The sequence below is a fragment of the Nonomuraea sp. NPDC003214 genome (assembly GCF_053590035.1).
This window is the reverse complement of the sequence record NZ_JBSFSX010000003.1, coordinates 571,831-593,862: the sequence shown is the minus strand read 5'-3', so window position 1 is coordinate 593,862 and position 22,032 is coordinate 571,831. Positions and strand designations below refer to the sequence as shown.

The 22,032-nt window shown below is 74.0% G+C and carries 6 protein-coding genes; all 6 read left to right on the top strand.

Translation table 11 applies throughout. From position 1 onward, the window contains the following. The first annotated feature begins 53 nt into the window (after positions 1–53). The 6 genes from ACWDXC_RS11560 to ACWDXC_RS11535 all read left to right on the top strand — a co-directional run bounded on the left by ACWDXC_RS11560 (position 54) and on the right by ACWDXC_RS11535 (position 21,965). Positions 54–1,889 (top strand): BTAD domain-containing putative transcriptional regulator, encoded by a 1,836-nt coding sequence (locus ACWDXC_RS11560; RefSeq protein ID WP_449980750.1) that lies wholly within the window; start codon positions 54–56, stop codon positions 1,887–1,889. Between the two features lie 128 nt (positions 1,890–2,017). Further along, a complete protein-coding gene (locus ACWDXC_RS11555; RefSeq protein ID WP_449980747.1) occupies positions 2,018–2,227 on the top strand; it encodes an MbtH family protein in 210 nt (69 codons plus the stop codon). A gap of 68 nt (positions 2,228–2,295) precedes the next feature. Next, positions 2,296–13,320 carry an amino acid adenylation domain-containing protein gene (locus tag ACWDXC_RS11550; RefSeq protein WP_449980745.1) on the top strand — a complete coding sequence of 3,675 codons (11,025 nt, stop codon included), beginning with the start codon at positions 2,296–2,298 and terminating at the stop codon, positions 13,318–13,320. 10 nt (positions 13,321–13,330) lie between these two features. Next, positions 13,331–18,442, top strand: coding sequence for an amino acid adenylation domain-containing protein (locus ACWDXC_RS11545; protein WP_449980742.1), 5,112 nt, complete (start codon positions 13,331–13,333; stop codon positions 18,440–18,442). Further along, complete coding sequence (locus ACWDXC_RS11540; RefSeq protein ID WP_449980740.1) at positions 18,439–19,746, top strand: MFS transporter; 1,308 nt, start codon at positions 18,439–18,441, stop codon at positions 19,744–19,746. Before ACWDXC_RS11545 ends, ACWDXC_RS11540 begins: the two co-directional genes overlap by 4 nt. Before the next feature lie 140 nt (positions 19,747–19,886). Further along, a complete protein-coding gene (locus ACWDXC_RS11535; protein ID WP_449980738.1) occupies positions 19,887–21,965 on the top strand; it encodes an MMPL family transporter in 2,079 nt (692 codons plus the stop codon). The last annotated feature ends 67 nt before the right edge of the window (positions 21,966–22,032 follow it).

Genomic DNA, 22,032 nt, shown 5'->3' with positions numbered 1-22,032 from the left:
TCGTGATGAAAGGTGATGGGGTGCTGCACTTTCGCATACTCGGCCCGATAACGGTGAGCGGGGCGTCGGGCCCGGTCGAACTCAGCGCCACCAAGATCCGTACGCTGCTGGCGATCCTCCTGCTGTCGCGCTCGCGCATCGTGTCGGACTCCTGGATCGCGGAGATGCTGTGGGGGGAGGAGCTGCCCACCACCTCCGAGGCGCAGATCCAGATCTACGTCTCGCGGCTGCGGCAGAAGCTCGGTGTCTCCATCACCCGGCAGCGGCCCGGCTACCTCATGGAGGCCGACCCGGACGCGGTGGACCTGCTCGTCTTCGAGAAGCTCACCCGGCAGGGCAGGCACCTGCTGGAGAAGGGGGCGGCGGGCGAGGCGGCGCGCGTGCTGGGCGAGGCGCTGGCGCTCTGGCGCGGCCCGGCGCTGTCCGGCGCCACCGACCTGCTCACCGCCGTGGAGCGGCCCCGCCTGGAGGAGGCCAAGCTCGCCACCCTGGAGGACCGCGTCGACGCCGACCTGCTCCTGGGCCGGCACAGCGGCCTGGTGTCGGAGCTGACCGGGCTGGTGTCCAGGCACCCGTGGCGTGAGCGCCTGCGCGGCCAGCTCATGCTGGCCCTGCACCGCTCGGGCAGGCAGGCCGACGCGATCAACGTCTACGAGGACCTGCGCGGCCTGCTCGCCGACGACCTGTCCACCGAGCCCGGCCAGGAGTTGCGCGAGCTGTACGGCAAGGTGCTCGTCGGCGACCCGGCGCTCGACACGGCGGGGGAGCGCGCGACGGTCACCACGCGCCTGCGCCCCGGCCAGCTCCCGCCCGACGTGGGCGACTTCACCGGCAGGTCCGCGGAGTCCGCCGAGCTCAGCGCCTCGCTCAGCGGCAAGGGCGGCCAGGGCGTCACGGTGGGCTCGGTCGTCGGCGGCATGGCCGGGGTGGGCAAGACCGCGCTGGCCGTCCACGTCGCCTACCAGGTCCTCGACCGCTACCCGGACGGCCAGCTCTTCGTCGACCTCGGCGGGCTGCGGGCCCGCCCGGTGTCGCCGTTCGACGCGCTCGGCGAGATGCTGCTGTCGCTCGGCGTGGACGCCTCGGCGGTGCCCGCCTCGTTCGAGGAGCGCCTCCGCCTCTACCGGAGCCGGATGATCCATCAGCGGATCATGGTGGTGCTCGACGACGCGGCCGGTGAGCAGCAGGTCCGCCCGCTGCTGCCGCCGGGCCCGAGGAGCGCCGTCCTGGTGACCGGCCGGACGCGGCTGGTGCTCGCCGGGATGCCGGCACTGGACCTGGACGTGCCGGCCGAGCGGCACGCCGTCGCCCTGCTCGGCCGGATCATCGGCGCCGGCCGCGTCCAGGCGGAGCCGGAGGAGGCCGCGCGCATCGCCGCGTTCTGCGGCCACCTGCCGCTGGGCGTCCGCCTGGCCGGCATGCGCCTGGTGGCCAAGCCGCACTGGTCGCTGGGCCAGCTCGCCCAGCGGCTGGCCGACCCCCGGCAGCGGCTGGCGGAGCTGGGCGCCGCCGACGTCACGCTCCGGGACCGGCTGGGCCGCAGCTATCTGGCGCTGGCGCCGGACACCCAGCGGGCCCTGCGGCTGCTCGTGCTGCTCGACGTGCCCGCCTTCACGCTGTGGATGGCGGCCGTCGTCCTCGACACCAAGGTCACCCGGGCCCGCGACCTGGTCGAGCAACTGCTGGACGCCCGGCTGCTGGAGAGCGTGCCCGGCACGCACGGGATGTCCGCGCAGTACCGCTTCCACCCGCTGGTCCGCGCGCTCGCGCTGGACTTCGCCGTACGGGAGGACTCCTCGCTGGACCGCCAGGCGGCCCTGGCCCGGATGACGGCCGCCTCCATCCAGATGGACGGCATCGGCTTCCGCGAGATCGCCCCGGCCCAGTAATCAAGCCCAGTGATCAAGAAAGCCCAGTAAATCGGGAGACGTCCGTATAGGGCGGATATGGCGGAGGCGTCGAGACTCCTCGCGACGACAACGCCGGCGCACCCGCGCCGCGCAGCGAGGAGTTCCCCATGACCGAGCAGCGAACCGCCGCCCCGTTCCTCGTCGTGCTCAACGACGAGGAACAGCATTCGATCTGGTGGGCCGACCGGGATCTCCCGGCCGGCTGGAGACCCGAAGGGTTCACCGGGACCCGCGAGGAATGCCTCGCCCACATCGGGCGCGTGTGGACCGACATGCGCCCCGCGAGCCTGCGCCGTGAGACGGGCGCCCCCGTATAGGGCCCGTATAGGCGCTGATCCAAGGCTCGTTCTCTGATGGCCGACCACCTGTCTAGGGAGCAACGGGGATGAGCAACGAGCCAGTCTCGAATTCCGCTCGTGAGGAGCTGATCCGCCGGAGCCTTGAAGCCCGGCGAGCGCGCCGGGGATCACCCGCCGCGGGCATACCCCTGGCCGATCGCAACGCGCGGCTTCCGCTGTCGTTCGGCCAGCAGCAGCTCTGGTTCCTCAACCGGCTGGAGACCAGCAACCCGGAGTACCTCGTCCCCGTCGCGTGGCGGCTGCGCGGGCCGCTCGACGTCGCCGCCCTGGTGGAGGCGTGGCGGGAGGTGCTCGCCCGGCACGAGATCCTGCGCACCCGCTACCGCATGGCCGGGACCGAGCCCGTCCAGGTCGTCGACGCCCCCGGCGACCTGCGGCTGACGTCGCTGGACCTGTCCGCCCGCGAGGACCGGGACGCGGCCGTCGCGGAGCTGAGCGAGCGGGAGGCGCTGGTCCCGTTCGACCTGGAGCACGAGTGGCCGGTCCGGGCCACGCTGGCCCGGCTGGCCGACGACGACCACGCGCTGATCGTCGTCCTGCACCACATCGCCTGCGACGCCTGGTCGCTGGCCGTCCTGACCGCCGAGCTCGGCGAGCTGTACGCGGCCCGCCACGAGGGGCGCCCGCCCACGCTGGCCCCGCTGGCCGTCCAGTACGCCGACTACGCGGCCTGGGAACGCGCCCAGGACTCCGAGCACCAGCGGCACCTCCGCTACTGGCGGCAGCGCCTGGACGGCATGGAGCCGCTCGACCTGCCCGCCGACCGGCCCCGGCCGAGCCACCGCGACCCCGCCGGGGACGTCCTCGGCTTCGAGATCCCCGGCGACCTGGCCGCCCGGCTCCGCGACCTGGCCCGCGACCGCGGCACCACGCTGTTCACCGTCCTGCTGACCGCCTTCCACGTGCTGCTCTCGCGCTACACCGGCAAGACCGACATCCCCGTGGGCACGATGGTCTCCGGCCGCTCCCGCCCCGAGCTGCGCGAGCTGATCGGCTACGGCATCAACAGCCTCGTCCTGCGCGCCCGCTGGGACGACGACGCCGCCTTCCAGGACCTGCTCGCCGATGCCCACGGCATGGTCGCCGACGCCTTCGACCACCAGGGCATCCCGTTCGCCCTCCTGGTGGACGAGCTCCAGCCGCAGCGCGACATGTCCAGGACCCCCCTGTTCCAGGTCGCCTTCACCCTGCAGCAGGGCGAGCGGGCCGGGCTGCGGCTGCCCGGCCTCACGGTCGCGCCGATCCCCGGCTCCTCCCGCTTCTCCCGCTTCGACCTGACCCTCCTGGTGGACGAGAGCGAGCACGACAGGCTGCCGGCCAAGCTGGAGTACGCGACCGCCCTGTTCGACCGGGACACCATGACGCGCATGGCCGGCAACTACGTCCGGCTCCTCCGGGCGGTCGCCGCCGACCCCGCCGCGCGGGCGGCCACGCTCGGCTTCATCGGCGCCGAGGAGCGCGCGCTGCAGATCGGCGCCGCCGAGCAGCCGGTCATCGACGGCCGCGTCCACGAGCTGTTCGAACGGCAGGCCGCCCGCACCCCCGGAGCGACCGCCGTCGTGTTCGGGCAGACCCGGCTCACCTACGCCCAGCTCAACGCCGAGGCCAACCGGCTGGCCCGCCACCTGCGCGCCCTGGGCGCCGGGCCCGGCTCGCTGGTCGGCGTGTGCCTGGACAACGACCTCGCCCTCGTCCCCGCCCTGCTCGCGGTCCTCAAGTGCGGCGCCGCCTACCTGCCGCTGGACCCCGCCCAGCCGGCCGACCGGCTCGGCTTCATGGTCACCGACGCGGCCGCCCCCGTGCTCGTCACCTCGGCCGCCCGCGCCCGTACCGTCGCCGGGTTCTACGAGGGCACGATCGTGGACGTCGACCGGGACCGGGAGCTCATCGCCGGCCACTCCGGCGACGACCTCGCCGTCCCCGGCACGGCCGACGACCTGATCTACGTCATCTACACCTCCGGCTCGACCGGGCGGCCCAAGGGCGTGTGCCTGTCCCACGCCAACGTGGTCCGGCTGTTGCGGAGCGCCGAGCGGCACTACCGCTTCTCCGCGGCCGACGTGTGGCCCCTGTGCCACTCCTACGCCTTCGACGTGTCCGTGTGGGAGCTGTGGGGCTCGCTGCTGTACGGCGGCACCCTCGTCGTGCCGCCCCGTGAGGTGACCCGTTCCCCCGAGGACCTGCTCGCCCTGCTGGCCGAGCACGGGGTGACCGTGCTCAACCAGACGCCGTCGGCCTTCCGCGGCCTGGTCGGCCTCGCCCGGCAGGGCCACCCGGGCCTCGACCGGCTGAAGCTGCGCGCGGTCGTGTTCGCCGGGGAGAAGCTGGAGATCTCCGAGCTGGAGCCGTGGGTCGCCAGGTTCGGCCTGCGCGGCCCCGTCCTGGTCAACATGTACGGCATCACCGAGACGACCGTGCACACCACCTACCACGAGGTGAACGAGGCCGACCTGCGGCCGGGCGCCGGCAACGCCGTGGGCCGCCCGCTCGCCGACCTGCGCGTCCACCTGCTGGACCAGTGGGGGAACCTGGTGCCGATCGGCGTCCCCGGCGAGATCCACGTCGGCGGGCCCGGCGTCGCCCGCGCCTACCTCAACCGGCCGGCGCTCACCGCCGAGAAGTTCGTCCCCGACCCCTTCGGCGCGCACCCGGGCGCCCGCATGTACCGCAGCGGCGACCTGGCCCGCAGGCTCCCCGACGGCAGCCTCGAATTCCTCGGCCGCATCGACCACCAGGTCAAGCTGCGCGGCTACCGCATCGAGCTGGGCGAGATCGAGACCGTGCTCACCCGGCACCCCGGCATCAGCGAGGCCGTCGTCCTGCTCAGGGAGAGCGGCTCCGCCGGGGACAAGCAGCTCGTCGGCTACCTGATCAGCGACGGCGGCGACGTCCCGCCCCCGGCGGAGCTGCGCGAGTTCCTCGCCCGCGACCTGCCCGAGTACATGGTCCCCTCGGCCTTCGTCGTGCTGGACGGCTTCCCGCTGACCAACAACGGCAAGCTCGACCGCGCCGCCCTGCCCGCGCCCGGCCGCGCCGAGCTGGGCACCCGGGGCGACTACCTGGCCCCGCGCGACAGCGTGGAGGAGCGGATCGCCGCCATCTGGAGCGACGTGCTCGGCGTGGACAAGGTCGGCGTGCACGACGGGTTCTTCGACATCGGCGGCGACTCCATCCGCGCGGTGGCGCTCGCGGGCGCGCTGCGCGAGGCCGGGTTCGACGTCGGCGTCAGCGACCTGTTCGAGCACCGCAGCGTCGCCGCGCTGGCCGCCGCCGTCGGCGCGCCCCAGGACGACGCGCCCGAACAGGGGTACGTGCGGCCGTTCGAGCTGATCTCGCCGGCTGACCGGGCCAAGGTCCCCGCCGGGATCGCCGACGCGTACCCGCTCTCCCGGGTGCAGGCCGGGATGGTCGCCGAGATGATGGCCGACCAGGAGCTGCGCGTCTACCACAACGCCACGTCGTTCCGGATCCGCGACGGGGCGGCGTTCTCCCCCGAGGCGTTCCGGGAGGCGGCCGCGATCCTCGTCGCCCGCCACGAGGCGCTGCGCACGGCCATCGACATGACCACGTACAGCGTGCCGATGCAGCTCGTCCACCGGGAGGCGGAGATGTCCGTCACCACGGCGGACCTCGGCGTCCTCGACGACGCCGGCATCGAGCGGGCGATGCGCGCCTACGTCGAGGCCGAGCGCGCCCGCCCGTTCGAGGACCTGGGCCGGCCGTGCCTGATCCGGCTGGCCGCCCACACCTGCGCGGACGGCTCGTGGTGGCTGTCGGTCACCGAGCACCACGCGGTGATGGAGGGCTGGAGCCACCACTCGATGCTGATGGACCTGCTGGGCTGCTACCGGCGGCTGCGCGACGGCGCCGAGCCGGAGCCGTGGGAGGCCCCCCGGCTGCGCTACGCCGACTTCATCGCCGCCGAGCTGCGCTCGCTGGAGTCGGAGGAGAGCCGGGGCTACTGGCGCGACATCGTCCGCGGCCACCCGAAGTTCGCCGTGACGCCCGGAACGGGCGAGGCCGAGCGGAGCAACCACACGGCCGTCGTCTCCTTCCTCGACCTGGAGCCCGGGCTGCGCGCGCTGGCGGACGCCGCCGGCGCCCCGATGAAGAGCGTGCTGCTGGCCGCGCACCTCAAGGTGCTCAGCCAGCTCACCGAGGAGGAGTCGTTCCTGGCGGGCGTGGTGTTCCACGGCAGGCCCGAGGTGACCGGCGCGGAGCACGTGTACGGCATGTACCTCAACACGCTGCCGTTCGCCCACGAGACCGGCGCCCGGACCTGGCGGGACCTCGTCGAGCGGACCTTCGCCGGCGAGCGCACGATGTGGCGGCACCGCCAGTTCCCGATGCCCGCGATCCAGGAGCTGGCCGGTGGCGGGCGGCTGCTGGACACCATGTTCGTCTACCTGGACTTCCACCAGGTCGACACCGGGCTGGTGGACTACCTGGCCAGCATCGACGACAGCCCGACGGAGTTCCCGCTCGGCGTGGCGGTGCGCGTCGGGCACATCGGCATCAGCGTCGACACCAGCGTCATCAGCAGGGCCGACGCCGACCGGCTGACCCAGATGTACCGCAAGGTGCTCGCCGCGATGGCGACGGACCCCGACGGCGACGCCGTCGCCACGTTCCTGCCCGACGGCGACGAGGCGCTGATGGCCGCCTTCAGCGGCGACGAGCAGATCACCGCGCCGGCCGCGCGGGTGCACGAGCTGTTCGAACGGCAGGCCGCGCGCACCCCGGACGCCGTCGCCGTCGTGTCCGGCGGCACCGAGCTGACCTACGCCGAGCTCGACCGGCGCGCCAACCGCTGCGCCCACCGCCTCATCGAGCTCGGCGCCGGGCCGGAGACGCTGGTCGGCGTGTGCCTCGACCGGGGCCCCGACCTCGTGCCCACCCTGCTCGGCGTGCTCAAGTCCGGCGCCGCGTACCTGCCGCTGGACCCGCAGCAGCCGCACGAGCGGGTGAACTACATCCTGGCCGACTCCGGCGCGCCGATCGTGATCACCGACGAGGGCCGCGCCGCGGACCTGCGCGGCGCGCTCGTCCTCGGCGACGTGTCGGGCTACCCCGGCACCGCCCCGGCCGCGCCGGGATCGGCCGGCGACCTGTGCTACGTCATCTACACCTCGGGCTCGACCGGACGGCCGAAGGGCACCGGCGTCACCCACGCCAACGTCACGAGCCTGTTCGAGGCCACCGCGCGGCACTTCGACTTCGGCCTCGGCGATGTGTGGACCCTGTTCCACTCCTACGCCTTCGACTTCTCCGTCTGGGAGCTGTGGGGCGCGCTCTTCCACGGCGGCACGGTCGTCGTGCCATCCCTCGAACAGGTGCGCTCCCCGGACGACTTCGTCGACCTGCTGGTCCGCCACCGGGTGAGCGTGCTGAACCAGACGCCGTCGGCGTTCCGCTCGCTCGTCGCCCTGGCCAGGGACGGCGACCCCCGGCTGGACCGGCTGGCCCTGCGCTACGTGGTGTTCGGCGGCGAGAAGCTGGAGATCGCCGAGCTGCGGCCGTGGACGTCCCGGTTCGGGCTGTCCCGGCCGGCCCTGGTGAACATGTACGGCATCACCGAGACGACCGTGCACACCACGTTCCACCGGATCACCGAGGCCGACCTGGAGCCGGGCGCGGGCAACCCGATCGGCAGGCCGCTGGCCGACGGCCGGGTCCAGCTGCTCGACCGGCACGGCGCCCCGGTCCCGGTCGGCACGCCCGGCGAGATCCACATCAGCGGCCTGGGCGTGGCGCGCGGCTACCTCGGCAACCCCGCGCTGACCGCGCAGCGGTTCGTGCCGGACCCGTTCGGCCACGGCGGCGTGCTCTACCGCAGCGGCGACCTGGGCCGGTGGCGCCCCGACGGCACCCTGGAGTTCCTCGGCCGCGCCGACGACCAGGTCAAACTGCGCGGCTACCGGATCGAGCTGGGCGAGATCTCCTCGGCGCTCGCCGCGCACCCGGCGGTCACGGAGGCCGCGACCGTCCTGGAGGGCGGCGCCGACCCGAGGCTCGTGTCGTACGTGGTGGGCGGGCCGGAGACGGACGTCGCCGAGCTGCGCGGGTTCGTGTCCGGGCGGCTGCCCGGCTACATGGTCCCATCGGTGATCATGGTGATCGACCGGCTGCCCGTGACGGCCAACGGGAAGCTGGACCGCCGGGCGCTGCCCGCGCCGGAGGCGGCCGCCCCGGTCGTCAGCCGCGCGCCGCGAACGCCCCGCGAACAGGTGCTGTGCGACCTGTTCGCCGAGGTCCTGGGCGTCGAGCGGGTGGGCATCGACGACGGCTTCTTCGACGCGGGCGGCAACTCGCTGTCGGCCGTCCGCCTGGTGTCCAGGGCACGCGCCGTGCTCGGCGTGGAGCTGCCGATCCGGCTGGTCTTCGAGGCGCCCACGGTCGCCGCGCTGGCCGGGCACCTGGCCGAGGCGTCCGGGCGCGTCCAGCCGCCGCTGCGGCCCGTGGCCAGGCCCGACGTGCTGCCGCTGTCGTTCGCGCAGCGCAGGCTGTGGTTCCTCAACCGCATGGAGGGCCCGAACGCGACCTACAACATCCCCGCCGCGCTGCGGCTGACCGGGCCGCTGGACGCCGGCGCGCTGCGGCAGGCGTTCGCGGACGTACTGGACAGGCAGGAGAGCCTGCGCACGGTGTTCCCGGAAGTGGACGGGGTGCCGCGCCAGGAGATCGTGCCGGACGCCGCGATCGACCTGCCGTGCGCCGACGTCGAGCCCGGGCGGCTCCGCGCGGTGCTGACCGAGGCGGCCGCCGAGGGCTTCGACCTGGCCACCGAGCTGCCCGTCCGCGCGCGGCTGTTCCGGCTGTCGGCCGAGGAGAACGTGCTGCTCATCGTCGTGCACCACATCGCGGGCGACGCCCTGTCGATGGGCCCGCTCGCCCGCGACCTGGCGGCGGCCTACTCCGCCCGCGTGCGCGGCACGGCCCCCGGATGGGAGCCGCTGCCCGTCCAGTACGCCGACTACGCCCTGTGGCAGCGGGAGGTGCTCGACTCGGCCGACGAGCTGGTCGCGTACTGGTCGAAGACGCTGGCCGGGCTGCCCGACGAGATCGCGCTGCCCGCCGACCGGCCGCGCCCCGCCGTGTCGTCCCACCGGGGCGCGTCCGCCGAGCTGCGCGTCGACGCCGACACCCACCGGGCGCTGGCCGCCGTCGCGGCCGAGCACCGGGTCACCCTGTTCATGGCGCTGCAGGCCGGGCTGGCCGCGCTGCTCACCCGGCTGGGCGCCGGCACCGACATCCCGATCGGCTCCCCGGTCGCCGGCCGCACCGACCAGGCGCTCTCCGACCTGGTGGGGTTCTTCGTGAACACGCTGGTGCTGCGCAACGACACCTCGGGCAACCCGTCGTTCCGCGAGCTGCTGGCGCGGGTCAGGGAGACCGACCTCGGCGCCTTCGCCCACCAGGACCTGCCCTTCGAACGGCTGGTCGACCTGGTCGCGCCGGAGCGGTCGGCGGGCCGCCACCCGCTGTTCCAGGTGATGCTCAGCCTCGCGCCGGACGAGCACGCCACGCTCGACCTGCCCGGCCTCGACGTCGCCCCGGTGCCGTTCGAGGAGGGCGTGGCCAAGTTCGACCTGCTCGTCCAGCTCACCGAGCACCGCACCGCCACCGGCGACCCGGCCGGGCTGAGCGGCGAGCTGAACTACGCCACCGACCTGTTCGACGCGGCCACCGCGCGGCGGCTGGCTACGCTGCTGGGCCGGCTGCTCACCGCCGTAGCCGCCGACCCCGACCGGCCGCTCGGCCACACCGCGCTGCTCACGGACGGCGAGCTGGAGCAGGTCCTGGTCCGCTGGAACGACACCGCCCGGCCCGGGATCGCGCGGACGCTGCCCGAGCTGTTCGAGGCCGCCGCCGCCCGCACCCCTGATGCGCCGGCGCTGGTCCTCGGCGACACCGAGCTGACCTACGCGCAGCTCGACGCCCGCGCCAACGGGCTGGCCAAGGCGCTGATCGAGCGCGGCGCGGGCGCCGAACGGCTGATCGCCGTGCTCGCCCCCGCCTCCGTCGAGCTGGTGGTGGCGCTCCTCGCCGTCGCCAAGTCCGGATCGGCGTACGTCCCGATCGACCCGGACCACCCGGACGCGCGGATCGCCCAGGTGCTGGCCGCCGCCGAGCCCGCGTTCGTGCTGGCCGCGCCCGGCCTGGCCGCCCGCGTCCCGGACGGCCACGCCGTCGTGCCGATCGAGGACGTCCCCGCCACGGCGGACAACCCGCGCCCGCCGATCGCGCTGGACCAGCCCGCCTACGTCATCTACACCTCGGGCTCCACCGGCACGCCCAAGGGCGTCGTGGTCACCCACCGCGGGCTGGCGTCCCTGGCCGCCGACAACATCGAGCGGTACGGGATCACCGGCACGTCGCGGGTGCTGCAGTTCGCCTCCTTCGGGTTCGACGCCTCCGTCGCCAACATGCTGATGGCGTGGGCGGCGGGCGCCGCGCTCGTCCTGCGCCCGCTGGACTGCCTGGGCGGCGACCGGCTCGCCGAGCTGATCGACGGCGCCGGCGTGACCCACGCGGTGCTGCCGCCCCAGGTCCTGGCGACCCTGCCCGAGCGCCCGTACCCGAGCTGGGAGACCGTGGTCACGGCGGGGGAGGCGTGCTCCGCCGAGGTGGTCGCCCGCTGGGCCCCTGGGCGCCGCATGTTCAACGCCTACGGCCCCACCGAGTTCACCGTGGCCGCGCTGGTCGCCGCCGCGCCGCCCGGCGCCGCCCCGCCGATCGGCACGCCGCTGCTCAACGCGCACGTGTACGTGCTGGACGAGCACTTCCAGCCGATGCCCGTGGGCGTGCCCGGCGAGCTGTACCTGGCGGGCGACGGGCTGGCGCGCGGCTACCTGCACCGGCCGGACCTGACCGCCGACCGGTTCGTGCCCTGCCCGTTCGGCGCGCCCGGCGAGCGGATGTACCGCACCGGCGACGTCGTCCGGTGGCGCGAGGACGGGCAGGTGGAGTTCCTCGGCCGCGCCGACGAGCAGGTCAAGATCCGCGGCTTCCGGATCGAGCCCGGCGAGGTCGAGGCGGTGCTGAACGAGCGCGCCGACGTCACCACCAGCGTCGTCGTGGCGCGCGAGGACCAGCCGGGCGTCAAGCGCCTGGTCGCCTACGTCGTCCCGGCGGGGGAGGCGGCGAGCCCGGACGAGCTGCGCGCCCACCTGGCCGCCCTGCTGCCGGACTACCTCGTCCCGTCGGCGGTCATGCACCTCGACGCGATCCCGCTGACCCCCAACGGCAAGCTCGACCGCCGGGCGCTGCCCGAGCCGTGGTCGCGGAACCTGGCCGCGCACCGCGCCCCCCGCACCCCGCAGGAGGAGCTGCTGTGCGGCCTGGTCGCCGACGTGCTCGGCCTGGAGCGGGTGGGCCTCGACGACGGGTTCTTCGAGCTCGGCGGCGACAGCATCATGACGATCCAGCTCGCGGCACGGGCGCACCGGGCGGGCTGGCAGCTGACCCCCCGGGACGTCTTCACCCACCGGACGATGGAGGCGCTGGCCGCCGCCATGCGCCCCGCTCCGGCCGGGGTCACCGAGGACCCCGCGGAGGCCGTCGGCGACGTGCCGCTCACGCCCATCATCGCCTGGCTGGCCGAGCGGCACGGCTCGATCGACGCCCACCACCAGTCGGCGTTCCTGCCCACGCCGCCGGGCGCCCGCCTGGACCTGGTCACCCAGGGGCTCCAGGCGCTGCTCGACCACCACGACGCCCTGCGGATGCGGCTGTCGCGGACCGGCGGGCAGTGGCGGCTCACGGTGCCGGAGAAGGGCGCCCTCGACGCCGCGTCCTGCGTACGCCGGGTGGACGCGACCGGGCTCGACGCGACCGGGCTGGACGCGAACGGGCTCGATGGCGGCGGGCTCGACGAGGCCGCGCTCGCCCGGCACGGGCACGCGGCCGTGGCCGGCCTCGACGTGGACGCGGGCGTGATGGTGCGCGCCGTCTGGTTCGACCACGGCCCGGACCGCGAGGGCCGGCTGCTGCTGGTTCTGCACCACCTGGTCGTCGACGGCGTCTCCTGGCGGATCCTGCTGCCCGACCTGCACGCCGCCTGGACGGCGCTGGCCGCCGGCGAGCCGGTCGAGCTGGACCCGGTGCCGTCCTCGTTCCGCCGGTGGGCGCGGCGCCTGCGCGAGCTGGCCGGCGACCCGGCCAGGGAGGCGCAGCTCCCGTTCTGGACCGACGTGCTCGCCACGCCGGACCCCCTCCTCGGCAGCCGCCCGCTCGACCCGGTGCGCGACACCTCCGACCGGACGGCCGACGTGCGCGTGACCCTGCCCGCCGAGGTGACGGAACCGCTGCTGACCAGCGTGCCCGCGGCCTTCCACGGGCGCGTCAACGACGTCCTGCTCACCGGGCTCGGGCTCGCCGTCTCGCAGTGGCGGTCCCGGCGCGCGGCAGCCCTGCCCGGTCCGACCGCCGTCCTGCTGGACCTGGAAGGGCACGGCCGCGAGGACATCGCCGGCGACGTCGACCTGTCGCGCACGGTCGGCTGGTTCACCAGCCTCTTCCCCGTGGCCGTCGACCCCGGCCCGGCCGACTGGGCGGCCGTCCGCGCCGGCGAGCCGGCCGTCGGCCTGGCCATGAAGCGGGTCAAGGAACAGCTCCGCGCCGTCCCCGAGAACGGCATCGGCTTCGGGATGCTGCGCCACCTCAACCCCGGCACCGCGCCCCGGCTGGCCGGGCTGCCCGCCCCGCAGATCAGCTTCAACTACCTCGGCCGGATCCAGCGCGCCGGCGAGGAGGCGCCGCCCGCGGCCCCCCGCCCGCGACTGGCCGTGGGGCACCCGCTGGAGATCAACGCCGTCACGTACGACCTGCCCGCCGGCCCGCGGCTGGAGGCCACGTGGACGTTCCCGGCGGACTGGATCGACAGGGAGGACGTGGAAGAACTCGCCGAGCTGTGGGCCGAGGCCCTGCGGGGCCTGGTCACGCACGTGCGGCGGGGTGACGCGGGCGGCCACACTCCGTCCGACCTGCCGCTGCTCGAACTGAGCCAGGAAGAAATTGACGATCTTGCCACCGAATGGGACAACGAATGAGAGTCCGCTCATGAAGCGCCGAGGTCTGGCCGATTACCTGCCCCTGTCGCCGCTCCAGGAGGGAATGCTGTTCCATTCCCTCTACGACCACGACGCCGTCGACGTCTACATGCCGCAGACGGTCCTGGAGTTCCACGGCGAGCTCGACATCGAGGCGCTGCGCGTCGCCGTCCGCGCACTGCTGGAACGCCACGTCAACCTGAAGGCCTGCTTCCGCACCCGCAAGAACCGGGGCGCGCCGGTGCAGTTGATCCCCGTCGACGTGGAGGTGCCGCTGCGCCGGATCGAGCTGGCCGACCTGCCCGAGGCCGACCGGGACGCCGAGCTGGAACGGCTGCTCCTGGCCGACCAGGCCGAGCGGTTCGACCTGGCGAAGCCGCCGCTGCTGCGGATCATGGTGATCCGCTGTGCCGAGGGCAGGACGCTGCTGGTGCTCACGCACCACCACATCCTGATGGACGGCTGGTCGGCGCCGCCGCTCTTCAGGGACCTGCTCACCCTCTACCGGCAGCACGGCGACCCGGCCGGGCTGCCGCCGGTGACCCCGTACAAGACCTACCTGGAGTGGCTGGCGCGGCAGGACGCCGACGCGGGGCGGCAGGCGTGGACGCGGGAGCTCCAGGGCCTGGACGAGCCGACGCTCGTCGTGCCCGAGCTCGGCGACCACATCCCGGGGCTGCCCGGCACGGTCACGGCCACGCTGAGCGCCGAGCTCACCGACGGCCTGACCCGGCAGGCGCGCCGGGCCGGGCTCACGGTCAACACCGTGGTCCAGGGCATTTGGGGGCTGGCCCTGGCCCGGCTGCTCGGCCGCGACGACGTGGTGTTCGGCGCGACCGTCTCCGGCCGGCCGCCGGAGATCGCGGGCGTCGAGGACATGGTGGGCCTGTTCATCAACACGGTGCCCGTCCGGCTGCGCATCACGCCGGGCGACTCGCTCGCCGACGTGTGCGGCCGGCTCCAGCGCACCCAGGCCGAGCTGCTGCCCCACCACCACCTCGGCCTGGTCGAGATCCAGAGACTGGCCGGCGGCGGGACGCTGTTCGACACGCTGATGGTGTTCGAGAACTACCCGCCGGCGACCGACGCCGACCGCGACATGGGCGCGATGGTGAGCGTCGTGGGCACGGCGGGCACCGACGCCACCCACTACCCGCTGTCGCTCGCCGTGGCCCCCGGCACCGGCCTGGAGCTGCGGCTGGACTACCAGACCGACCTGTTCGAGCGGGAGTTCGCCGAGCGGGTCCTCGGCTGGCTGGTGCGGCTGGCGGAGTCGTTCGCCGACGACCCGGCCCGGCCGGTGTCCGGCGTGGACGTCCTGCACCCCGCCGAGCGCGAGCGGGTGCTGGTCACCAACAACGCCACCGCGCACGAGGTGCCGCGCGCCACCCTGCCCGAGCTGTTCGAGGCCCAGGCCGCCCGCACGCCCGACGCGGTCGCGGTCGTGTCCGGCGGCGCCGCGCTCACGTACGCGGAGCTCGACGCCCGCGCCGGCCGTCTCGCGGCCGAGCTCGCCGCGCGGGGGGCCGGGCCGGAGCGCCTGGTCGGCGTGGCGCTGCCGCGCTCGCCGGACCTGATCGTGGCGATCCTGGCGGTCCTCAAGTCGGGCGCCGCCTACGTGCCCGTCGACCCCGACTACCCGGCCGCCCGCATCGCCTACCTCGTGCGGGACGCCGCGCCCGCCGTCGTCGTCTCGCGCTCGGACGTGCTCGGCGGCGGGGTCCTGCCCGACGGGGTCGACACGCTGCTGATCGACGGCGACCGCGCCGCCGACCCGCCCGCCGTCCGGCTGCCCGCGCCGGACCCGGCGAACCCCGCGTACGTGATCTACACCTCCGGGTCCACCGGGACGCCCAAGGGCGTCGTGGTCACCCACGCGAACGTGGCGAACCTGTTCCACGACCACCTGGCCGGCCTGTACCGCCCGCTCGCGGGCGACGGGCGGTTCCGGGTGGCGCTGGCCGCGTCGATCTCCTTCGACGCCTCGGTCGCCGGGCTGCTGTGGATGCTGGCCGGGCACGAGCTGCACGTCCTGGACGACGACTGCCGCTACGACCCCGCCGCGTTCGTCGCCTACGCGCGGGCCAACCGGCTCGACCTGGTCGACGTGACGCCGTCGTTCGCCGAGCAGCTCGTCGCCGCCGGCCTGCTGGCCGAGGCGCCCCCGAAGGTGCTGGTCGTGGGCGGCGAGCCGATGAGCGAGCCGCTGCTCGACGCCCTCGCGGGCGCCACCGGGACCGCCGTCTACAACTGTTACGGGCCGACGGAGGCCACGGTCGACGCGCTCTACCACCGGATGGCCGGCGAGCGCGAGCAGGTCATCGGCAGGCCGCTGTGGAACGTGCGCGCCTACGTGCTCGACGCCCACGGCCTGCCCGTGCCGATCGGGGTCACCGGCGAGCTGCACCTCGCGGGCGCCGGGGTGGCCAGGGGCTACCTCAACCGTCCCGGGCTCACCGCCGAGCGCTTCGTGCCCTGCCCGTTCGGCGCGCCGGGCGAGCGGATGTACCGCACCGGCGACCTGGTCCGCTGGCGCGACGACGGCACCGTGGAGTACCTGGGCCGCGCCGACGAGCAGGTCAAGATCCGCGGCTTCCGCGTCGAGCTCGGCGAGGTCGAGAACGCCCTGGTCCAGCACCCCGGCGTGGCGCAGGCCGTCGCCGTGGCGCGGGCGGACCAGCTCGTCGCCTACGTCGTCCCCTCGGGCGGCGACGACGACGCGGCCGGCCGCCAGGTCGAGGAGTGGCTGAAGCTCCACGAGTCCATCGAGCACACCGACCTGGAGGAGACCCCGTTCGGCACCGACTTCGGCGGCTGGGACTCCAGCTATACGGGGGAGCCGATCCCGCTCGACCAGATGGAGAGCTGGCGCGCCGCCGTGATCGCGCGCATCGCCGAGTACCGGCCCCGGCGCGTCCTGGAGATCGGCGTCGGCACAGGCCTGCTGCTGGCCAAGCTCGTGGACGACGTGGAGACCTACTGGGGCACCGACCTGTCGCCCTCCGCGATCGCGCTGCTCGGCGAGCACGTCAAGGCCCAGGGCCTGACCGACAAGGTACGGCTGCGCTCGCAGCCCGCCGACGTGACCGACGGGCTGCCTGCCGGGTTCTTCGACACCGTGATCCTCAACTCGGTCGTCCAGTACTTCCCCAACGGCGCCTACCTGCGGCAGGTGCTCAACCAGGCGATCGACCTGCTCGCCCCGGGCGGCAGGCTGTTCGTCGGCGACGTCCGCCGGGGCGAGACCCTCCGCGCGCTGCACACCGCGATCCAGTTCGGCAGGGAGAACAGGGCCGCCGGCGAGGCCATGCTCGCCGGCGTCGAGCGGGCGATGCGGCTGGAGCGGGAGCTGGTGATCGACCCCGAGTTCTTCACCACCCTGGCCGAGGAGAACGGCAGCGTCGGCGCCGTCGACATCCGGCTCAAGCGCGGCGCCGACCACAACGAGCTGACCCGGCACCGCTACGAGGTCGTGCTGCACAAGACGCCCGTCCCCGGCCGGTCCGTGGAGGCGGTGCCCGAGCTCGTCTGGGGCAGGGACGTGCACGGCCTCGGCGACCTGGACGGGCGCCTCGGCCGGCCGGTCCGCGTGACCGGCATCCCGAACGCGCGCCTGGTCAACGAGGTCGCCGCGGCGCAGGCACTCACGCAGGGCGTGTCGCCCGAGCTGGTGCGGGCGCAGCTGACCGCCCCCATCCCGGCCGCCGACCCCGAGGCGCTGCACGCCTGGGCGGCGCGGACCGGCCACTCCGTCTACCTGACCTGGTCGCGCGGCCGGGCCGACGCCTTCGACGCCGTCTTCCTGCCGCACGCGGCGGCGCCGGCCGCGCTCGACGGCCTCTACCTGGCCCGGGAGGACAGGCGGTGGCCGGACACGGTCAACGACCCCGCGGGCGCGCGCCGCACCGGCGAGCTCGCCGTGTCGCTGCGGCGCTTCGCCGGCGAATGGCTGCCCGGCCACATGGTGCCCGCCGCGATCGTCGTGCTGGACGCCTTCCCGCTCACCGCCAACGGCAAGCTCGACCGGGCCGCGCTGCCCGCGCCCGACCTGTCCGGCCTGGTGTCGAGCGGCGAGCCGCGCAACGCCAGGGAGGAGACCCTCTGCCGGCTGTTCGCCGAGGTGCTGGGGCTGGAACGGGTCGGCGTCGACGACGGGTTCTTCGAGCTGGGCGGCAACTCGCTGCTCGCGATCCGGCTCGCCGCGCGGATCCGCTCGGTGCTGGGCCACGAGCTGCCGGTGCGCGTCGTGTTCGAGGCCCCGACCGCCGCGGCGCTCGCCCGGCGGCTGGGCTCCGACGCCAAGGACGCCGGGCTGGGGGTGCTGCTCCCGCTGCAGACCGGCGGGAGCCGGCCGCCGCTGTTCTGCGTGCACCCGGCGGGCGGCCTGGCCTGGCCCTACGCGCGGCTCATCGGGATGCTCGACGCGGACCAGCCGATCTACGGCATCCAGGCGCGCGGCATCGCCCAGCCGGACCTGAGCCCGCGCTCGATCGGCGAGATGGCCGCCGACTACGCCGAGCAGATGCGCACCGTCGCCCCCGAAGGCCCCTACCGCCTGCTGGGCTGGTCGTGGGGCGGCCGGATCGCCCACGAGGTCGCCGTGCACCTGCGCAGGTTCGGCCACCAGGTCGACCTGCTGGCGATGCTCGACGCCTACCCCGACGAGGAGCCGGGCGAGGTGCCGACCGAGGCCGAGTTCATCGGCAACATCCTGCGCGAGACCGGCGTCGACACCAGCGCCCTGGACGGCCGCCCGCTGTCGTTCGCGCTGCTGCGGGAGGTCCTCAGCGACATCGAGTCCCCGCTCCAGGCGATCAAGGACAACGGCGCGCCGCTGACGGACCTCGACGAGCCGACGCTGCGCTCGCTCTACCGCGTCTACCGCAACGAGGAGGGCATCGGATCTCAGCCGCCGGACGCCGCCTTCGACGGCGACCTGCTGTTCTTCACGGCGGCTGAGGGCAAGCCGGTGGCATCGCCGGGCGAGCTGTGGCGGCCGTACGTCGCCGGGAGCATCAAGGAGTACGAGATTTCCTGCGCACACCACCAGATGGCCGATCCGGGCCCGCTGTCCGAGATCGCCGCCCTGCTGAAGGCCCACCTCGGGCAGGTGAACCGATGAGCGCCACCCAGTCGTCCGAGCCGGTCAAGGACCCGGTCGAGAGCGCCGTCGAGAGCCCCGCCGAGAACATCGTCCCGCTGGGCCGCAACCGGGACTTCATGCTCCTGTGGACCGGCGCCGGGTTCACCTCGCTCGGCGCCATGCTCACCATGACGGTCTACCCGCTGCTGGTGCTCTGGCAGACCGGGTCCACCGTGGCCACCGGCCTCATCGCGGCGGCGACCTCGCTGCCGCACCTGCTGGTCCAGGTGCCCGCGGGCGCGTTCGTCGACCGGTTCGACCGGCGGCGCCTGATGATCCTCTCGGACCTCGGGTGCGTGGTCACGGCCGCCAGCGTGCTCGTCGCCGTCCTCGCCGACGCGATCTGGCTGCCCCACCTGATCATCGCCGCGTTCGTCCAGGGCAGCCTCAGCATCTTCTACGAGCTGGCCGAGCGCTCCGCCGTGCGCAACCTGGTGCACGAGAGCCAGGTGCCGGTGGCGCTGAGCCGCAACGAGGCCCGGATGCAGGGCGTGAACATGCTGGCCAACCCGCTGGGCAGCTTCCTGTTCAGCCTGGTGCGCTGGACGCCGTTCCTGCTCACCGTGGTCATGCACGTGATCTCGCTGGTGCAGCTGCTGTTCATCCGCAAGAGCTTCCAGGCCGAGGGCGCGCCGCCGCCGCGCGGCAGGCTGTACGCGGAGATCCGCGAGGGCGTCCAGTGGGTGTGGGGGCAGCCGTTCCTGCGGGCGGCGATGACGCTCATCTCCGCCAGCAACATGATCTTCATGGGGATGACGCTGACGCTGTTCGCCGTCATCCACGACGGCGGCCACTCGCCCGCCATCGTCGGCCTCGTCGTCACCGCGGGCGGCATCGGCGGCGTGGCCGGCGCGATGACCGCGACCATGTGGCGCCAGCGGGTGACCATGCGCACGCTCGTCTGCGGCGGGCTGTTCGTCTGGGCGATCTGCATCGCGCCGCTCGCGGTGGTCACCGACCCGTGGCCGCTGGCCGCGGTGTTCGCGCTCAACGGGTACGTGTCCGGCGTGTTCAACGTCGCCGGCTCCGTCTACACCATGCAGGTGACGCCCGACCACCTGTTCGGCCGCGTGCTGAGCGTGATGATGACGCTCGGCTCCGGCGCGAACTTCCTCGGCAGCCTGATCGCGGGCGCCGCGCTGAGCTGGTGGGGCGTGACGAACTCGGTGCTCGGCATGACCGCGATGATGGGCCTGCTCGTCGTCGCCGCCGTGCTCAACCCGTCGGTCCGCGACGTCGTCAACACACCGCACGGAGGGCGGCTGCCGAGCGGCGGCGCGTGACCGCGCCCGTGCGTGAAGTCCCTGGCCGGGCCCCCGGTCAGGGACTTCGTCACGTCCGGGCGGGGGCTGTACCTAGTACCACCCGGAAACGGCAACAGGCACTCCCGACAGCCGCTCTCCCCGCTGCCACAGTGAAGAGCATGCTTAGTCGGATCGGCAGTTTCTGTTACCGCCGCCGAGGATGGGTTCTCGCGGCCTGGATCCTGATCGTCGTCGTGGGAGGGACGTCCGTCGGCCCCCTGCTCCACACCGTCAGCTCGGCCAACTACATCAGGGGCCTGGAGGCCGACGAGGGCCAGCGCGCCCTCGTGGAGGGCCGTACGCACGGCCGCGAGTTCACCACCGTGGTCGCCGGGATGGACCGGGCCGCCCCCGAGCTCGCCCGCGCGCTCGCCGACGTGCGGGCCATCCCCGGCGTGCACGCGGTCGGCGAGCCGTACGCCGGCGACCGCGGGACCGGCGCGGCCGTGCAGGTCCAGCTCGTGAAGGCCGGCGACCAGAGCGTGCCGCTGCGGCAGGCGCAGGAGCGCCTCGGCGACCTGGCCGAGGAGCGGCCCGGCGTGAGCGTCCGCTTCGGCGGGATCGACCTGATCTCCGACGACACGAACGCGATGGCGCAGCAGGACATGGCCAACGCGACCATGTACTCGCTGCCGATCACGCTGGTGGTGCTGGTCTTCGTGTTCGGCGGCCTGCTCGCCGCGAGCATCCCGGTGATCACGGCGGTGGCGACCATCGCCTCGTCGTTCGGGCTGATGCTGCTGGCGACCCGCGTCCTGCAGATCGACAACACCGTGCTCAGCGTCGTCGACCTGCTGGGGCTCGGCCTCTCGATCGACTACGGCCTGCTGCTGGTGGCCCGCTACCGGGAGGAGCTGGCGGCCGGGCACGACCGGCCGGAGGCCGTCCGCCGGGCGTGGGCGACCGCCGGGCGCACGGTGCTGTTCAGCGCCCTCACCGTCGCCGCCGCGCTGTCCAGCCTGCTGGTGATCCAGCAGCCCCGCCTGCAGACGATGGGCGCCGCCGGCATCGCCTCGGCCCTGCTCGGCATGCTGGCCGCGGTCACCCTCGTCCCGGCGCTGCTCGGGCTGTTCGGCAAGCGGGTCAAGCCGGCACGGGTGCGGGCCCGGCCGGACAACGGGGTGTTCGCCGGGATCGCCCGGGTCACCCAGCGCGTGCCGGTGCTCGTCCTGGCCGGCGTGCTGCTCGTGCTGGCCGTCGCTGGGAGCACGCTGACCGGGCTCCAGATCAGGATGGCCGGCGCGGAGAGCGTCCCGCCCGGCACGCAGTCCCTCCAGGTCGAACGCGAGGTCTCCGCCCACTACGGCTTCACCAGCAACCCGCCGCTGCGCGTCGTCGCCGAGACCGGCCCCGCCGAGCTGGCCGCCTGGAGCGCCGCCTTCCGCGGCGACCCCGGCATCGCCAGGATCGAGCCGCCCCGCGCCGAGGGCCCCGGCCTGTCGTCCGTCGGCATCCTCGTCCACGGGGACCCGCAGGGACCCGCCGCCGAACAGGTGCTGGACCGGCTGCGCGCCGACCGGCCGGACGGCGTCCGCTCGTGGGTGACCGGTGAGACCGCCGGCATGTTCGACCTGCTCGACCGGACCTCCCGCGACCTGCCGCTCGCCGTCGCCGTCGCCCTGCTCGCGATGCTCGTGCTGCTGTTCCTCATGACCGGCTCGGTCGTCGCCCCGCTGGTCGCGGTCGTGCTCAACATCGTGTCGCTCGCGGCCACGTACGGCGTGCTCGTCCTGCTCTTCCAGCAAGGCCGGCTGTCCGGCCCGCTCGACACCTTGCCCGTCTCCGGGCTGAGCGTCTACCTGCTGGTCACCGTGTTCGCGTTCGGGTTCGCCTTCGCCATGGACTACCACGTGTTCCTGCTGGCCCGGATCAAGGAGTACGCCGACCGCGGGCACGACACCAACACGTCCGTACGCCACGGCCTGCAGCACAGCGGACGGCTGATCACCCTGGCCGCGGCCGTCATGGGCATCGTCTTCGCCTGCTTCGGCGCCTCGAAGATCGGCGACATGGAACAGCTCGGCGTGGCCCTGCTCGTCGCGGTGATCGTCGACGCCACGCTGGTGCGCTGCCTCCTGCTGCCCGCCACCATGACCCTGCTGGGCCGCTGGAACTGGTGGGCGCCGGGCCGGATGCGCCGCGCGCACGAGCGCGTCGGGCTGCGCGAGCACGAGCGCGACCCCCTGGCCAGGGTGTGATCACCGCAGGCTTGTCCCGGGGGCGGGCGCATGATTGCCTACCAACGGATTCGGCCGCAACGGGTGG

Coding starts and splice junctions, on each gene's coding strand:
- ACWDXC_RS11555 (WP_449980747.1), top strand. CDS start 2,018: ATGACCGAGCAGCGAACCGCCGCCCCGTTCCTCGTCGTGCTCAACGAC.
- ACWDXC_RS11550 (WP_449980745.1), top strand. CDS start 2,296: ATGAGCAACGAGCCAGTCTCGAATTCCGCTCGTGAGGAGCTGATCCGC.
- ACWDXC_RS11545 (WP_449980742.1), top strand. CDS start 13,331: ATGAAGCGCCGAGGTCTGGCCGATTACCTGCCCCTGTCGCCGCTCCAG.
- ACWDXC_RS11540 (WP_449980740.1), top strand. CDS start 18,439: ATGAGCGCCACCCAGTCGTCCGAGCCGGTCAAGGACCCGGTCGAGAGC.
- ACWDXC_RS11535 (WP_449980738.1), top strand. CDS start 19,887: ATGCTTAGTCGGATCGGCAGTTTCTGTTACCGCCGCCGAGGATGGGTT.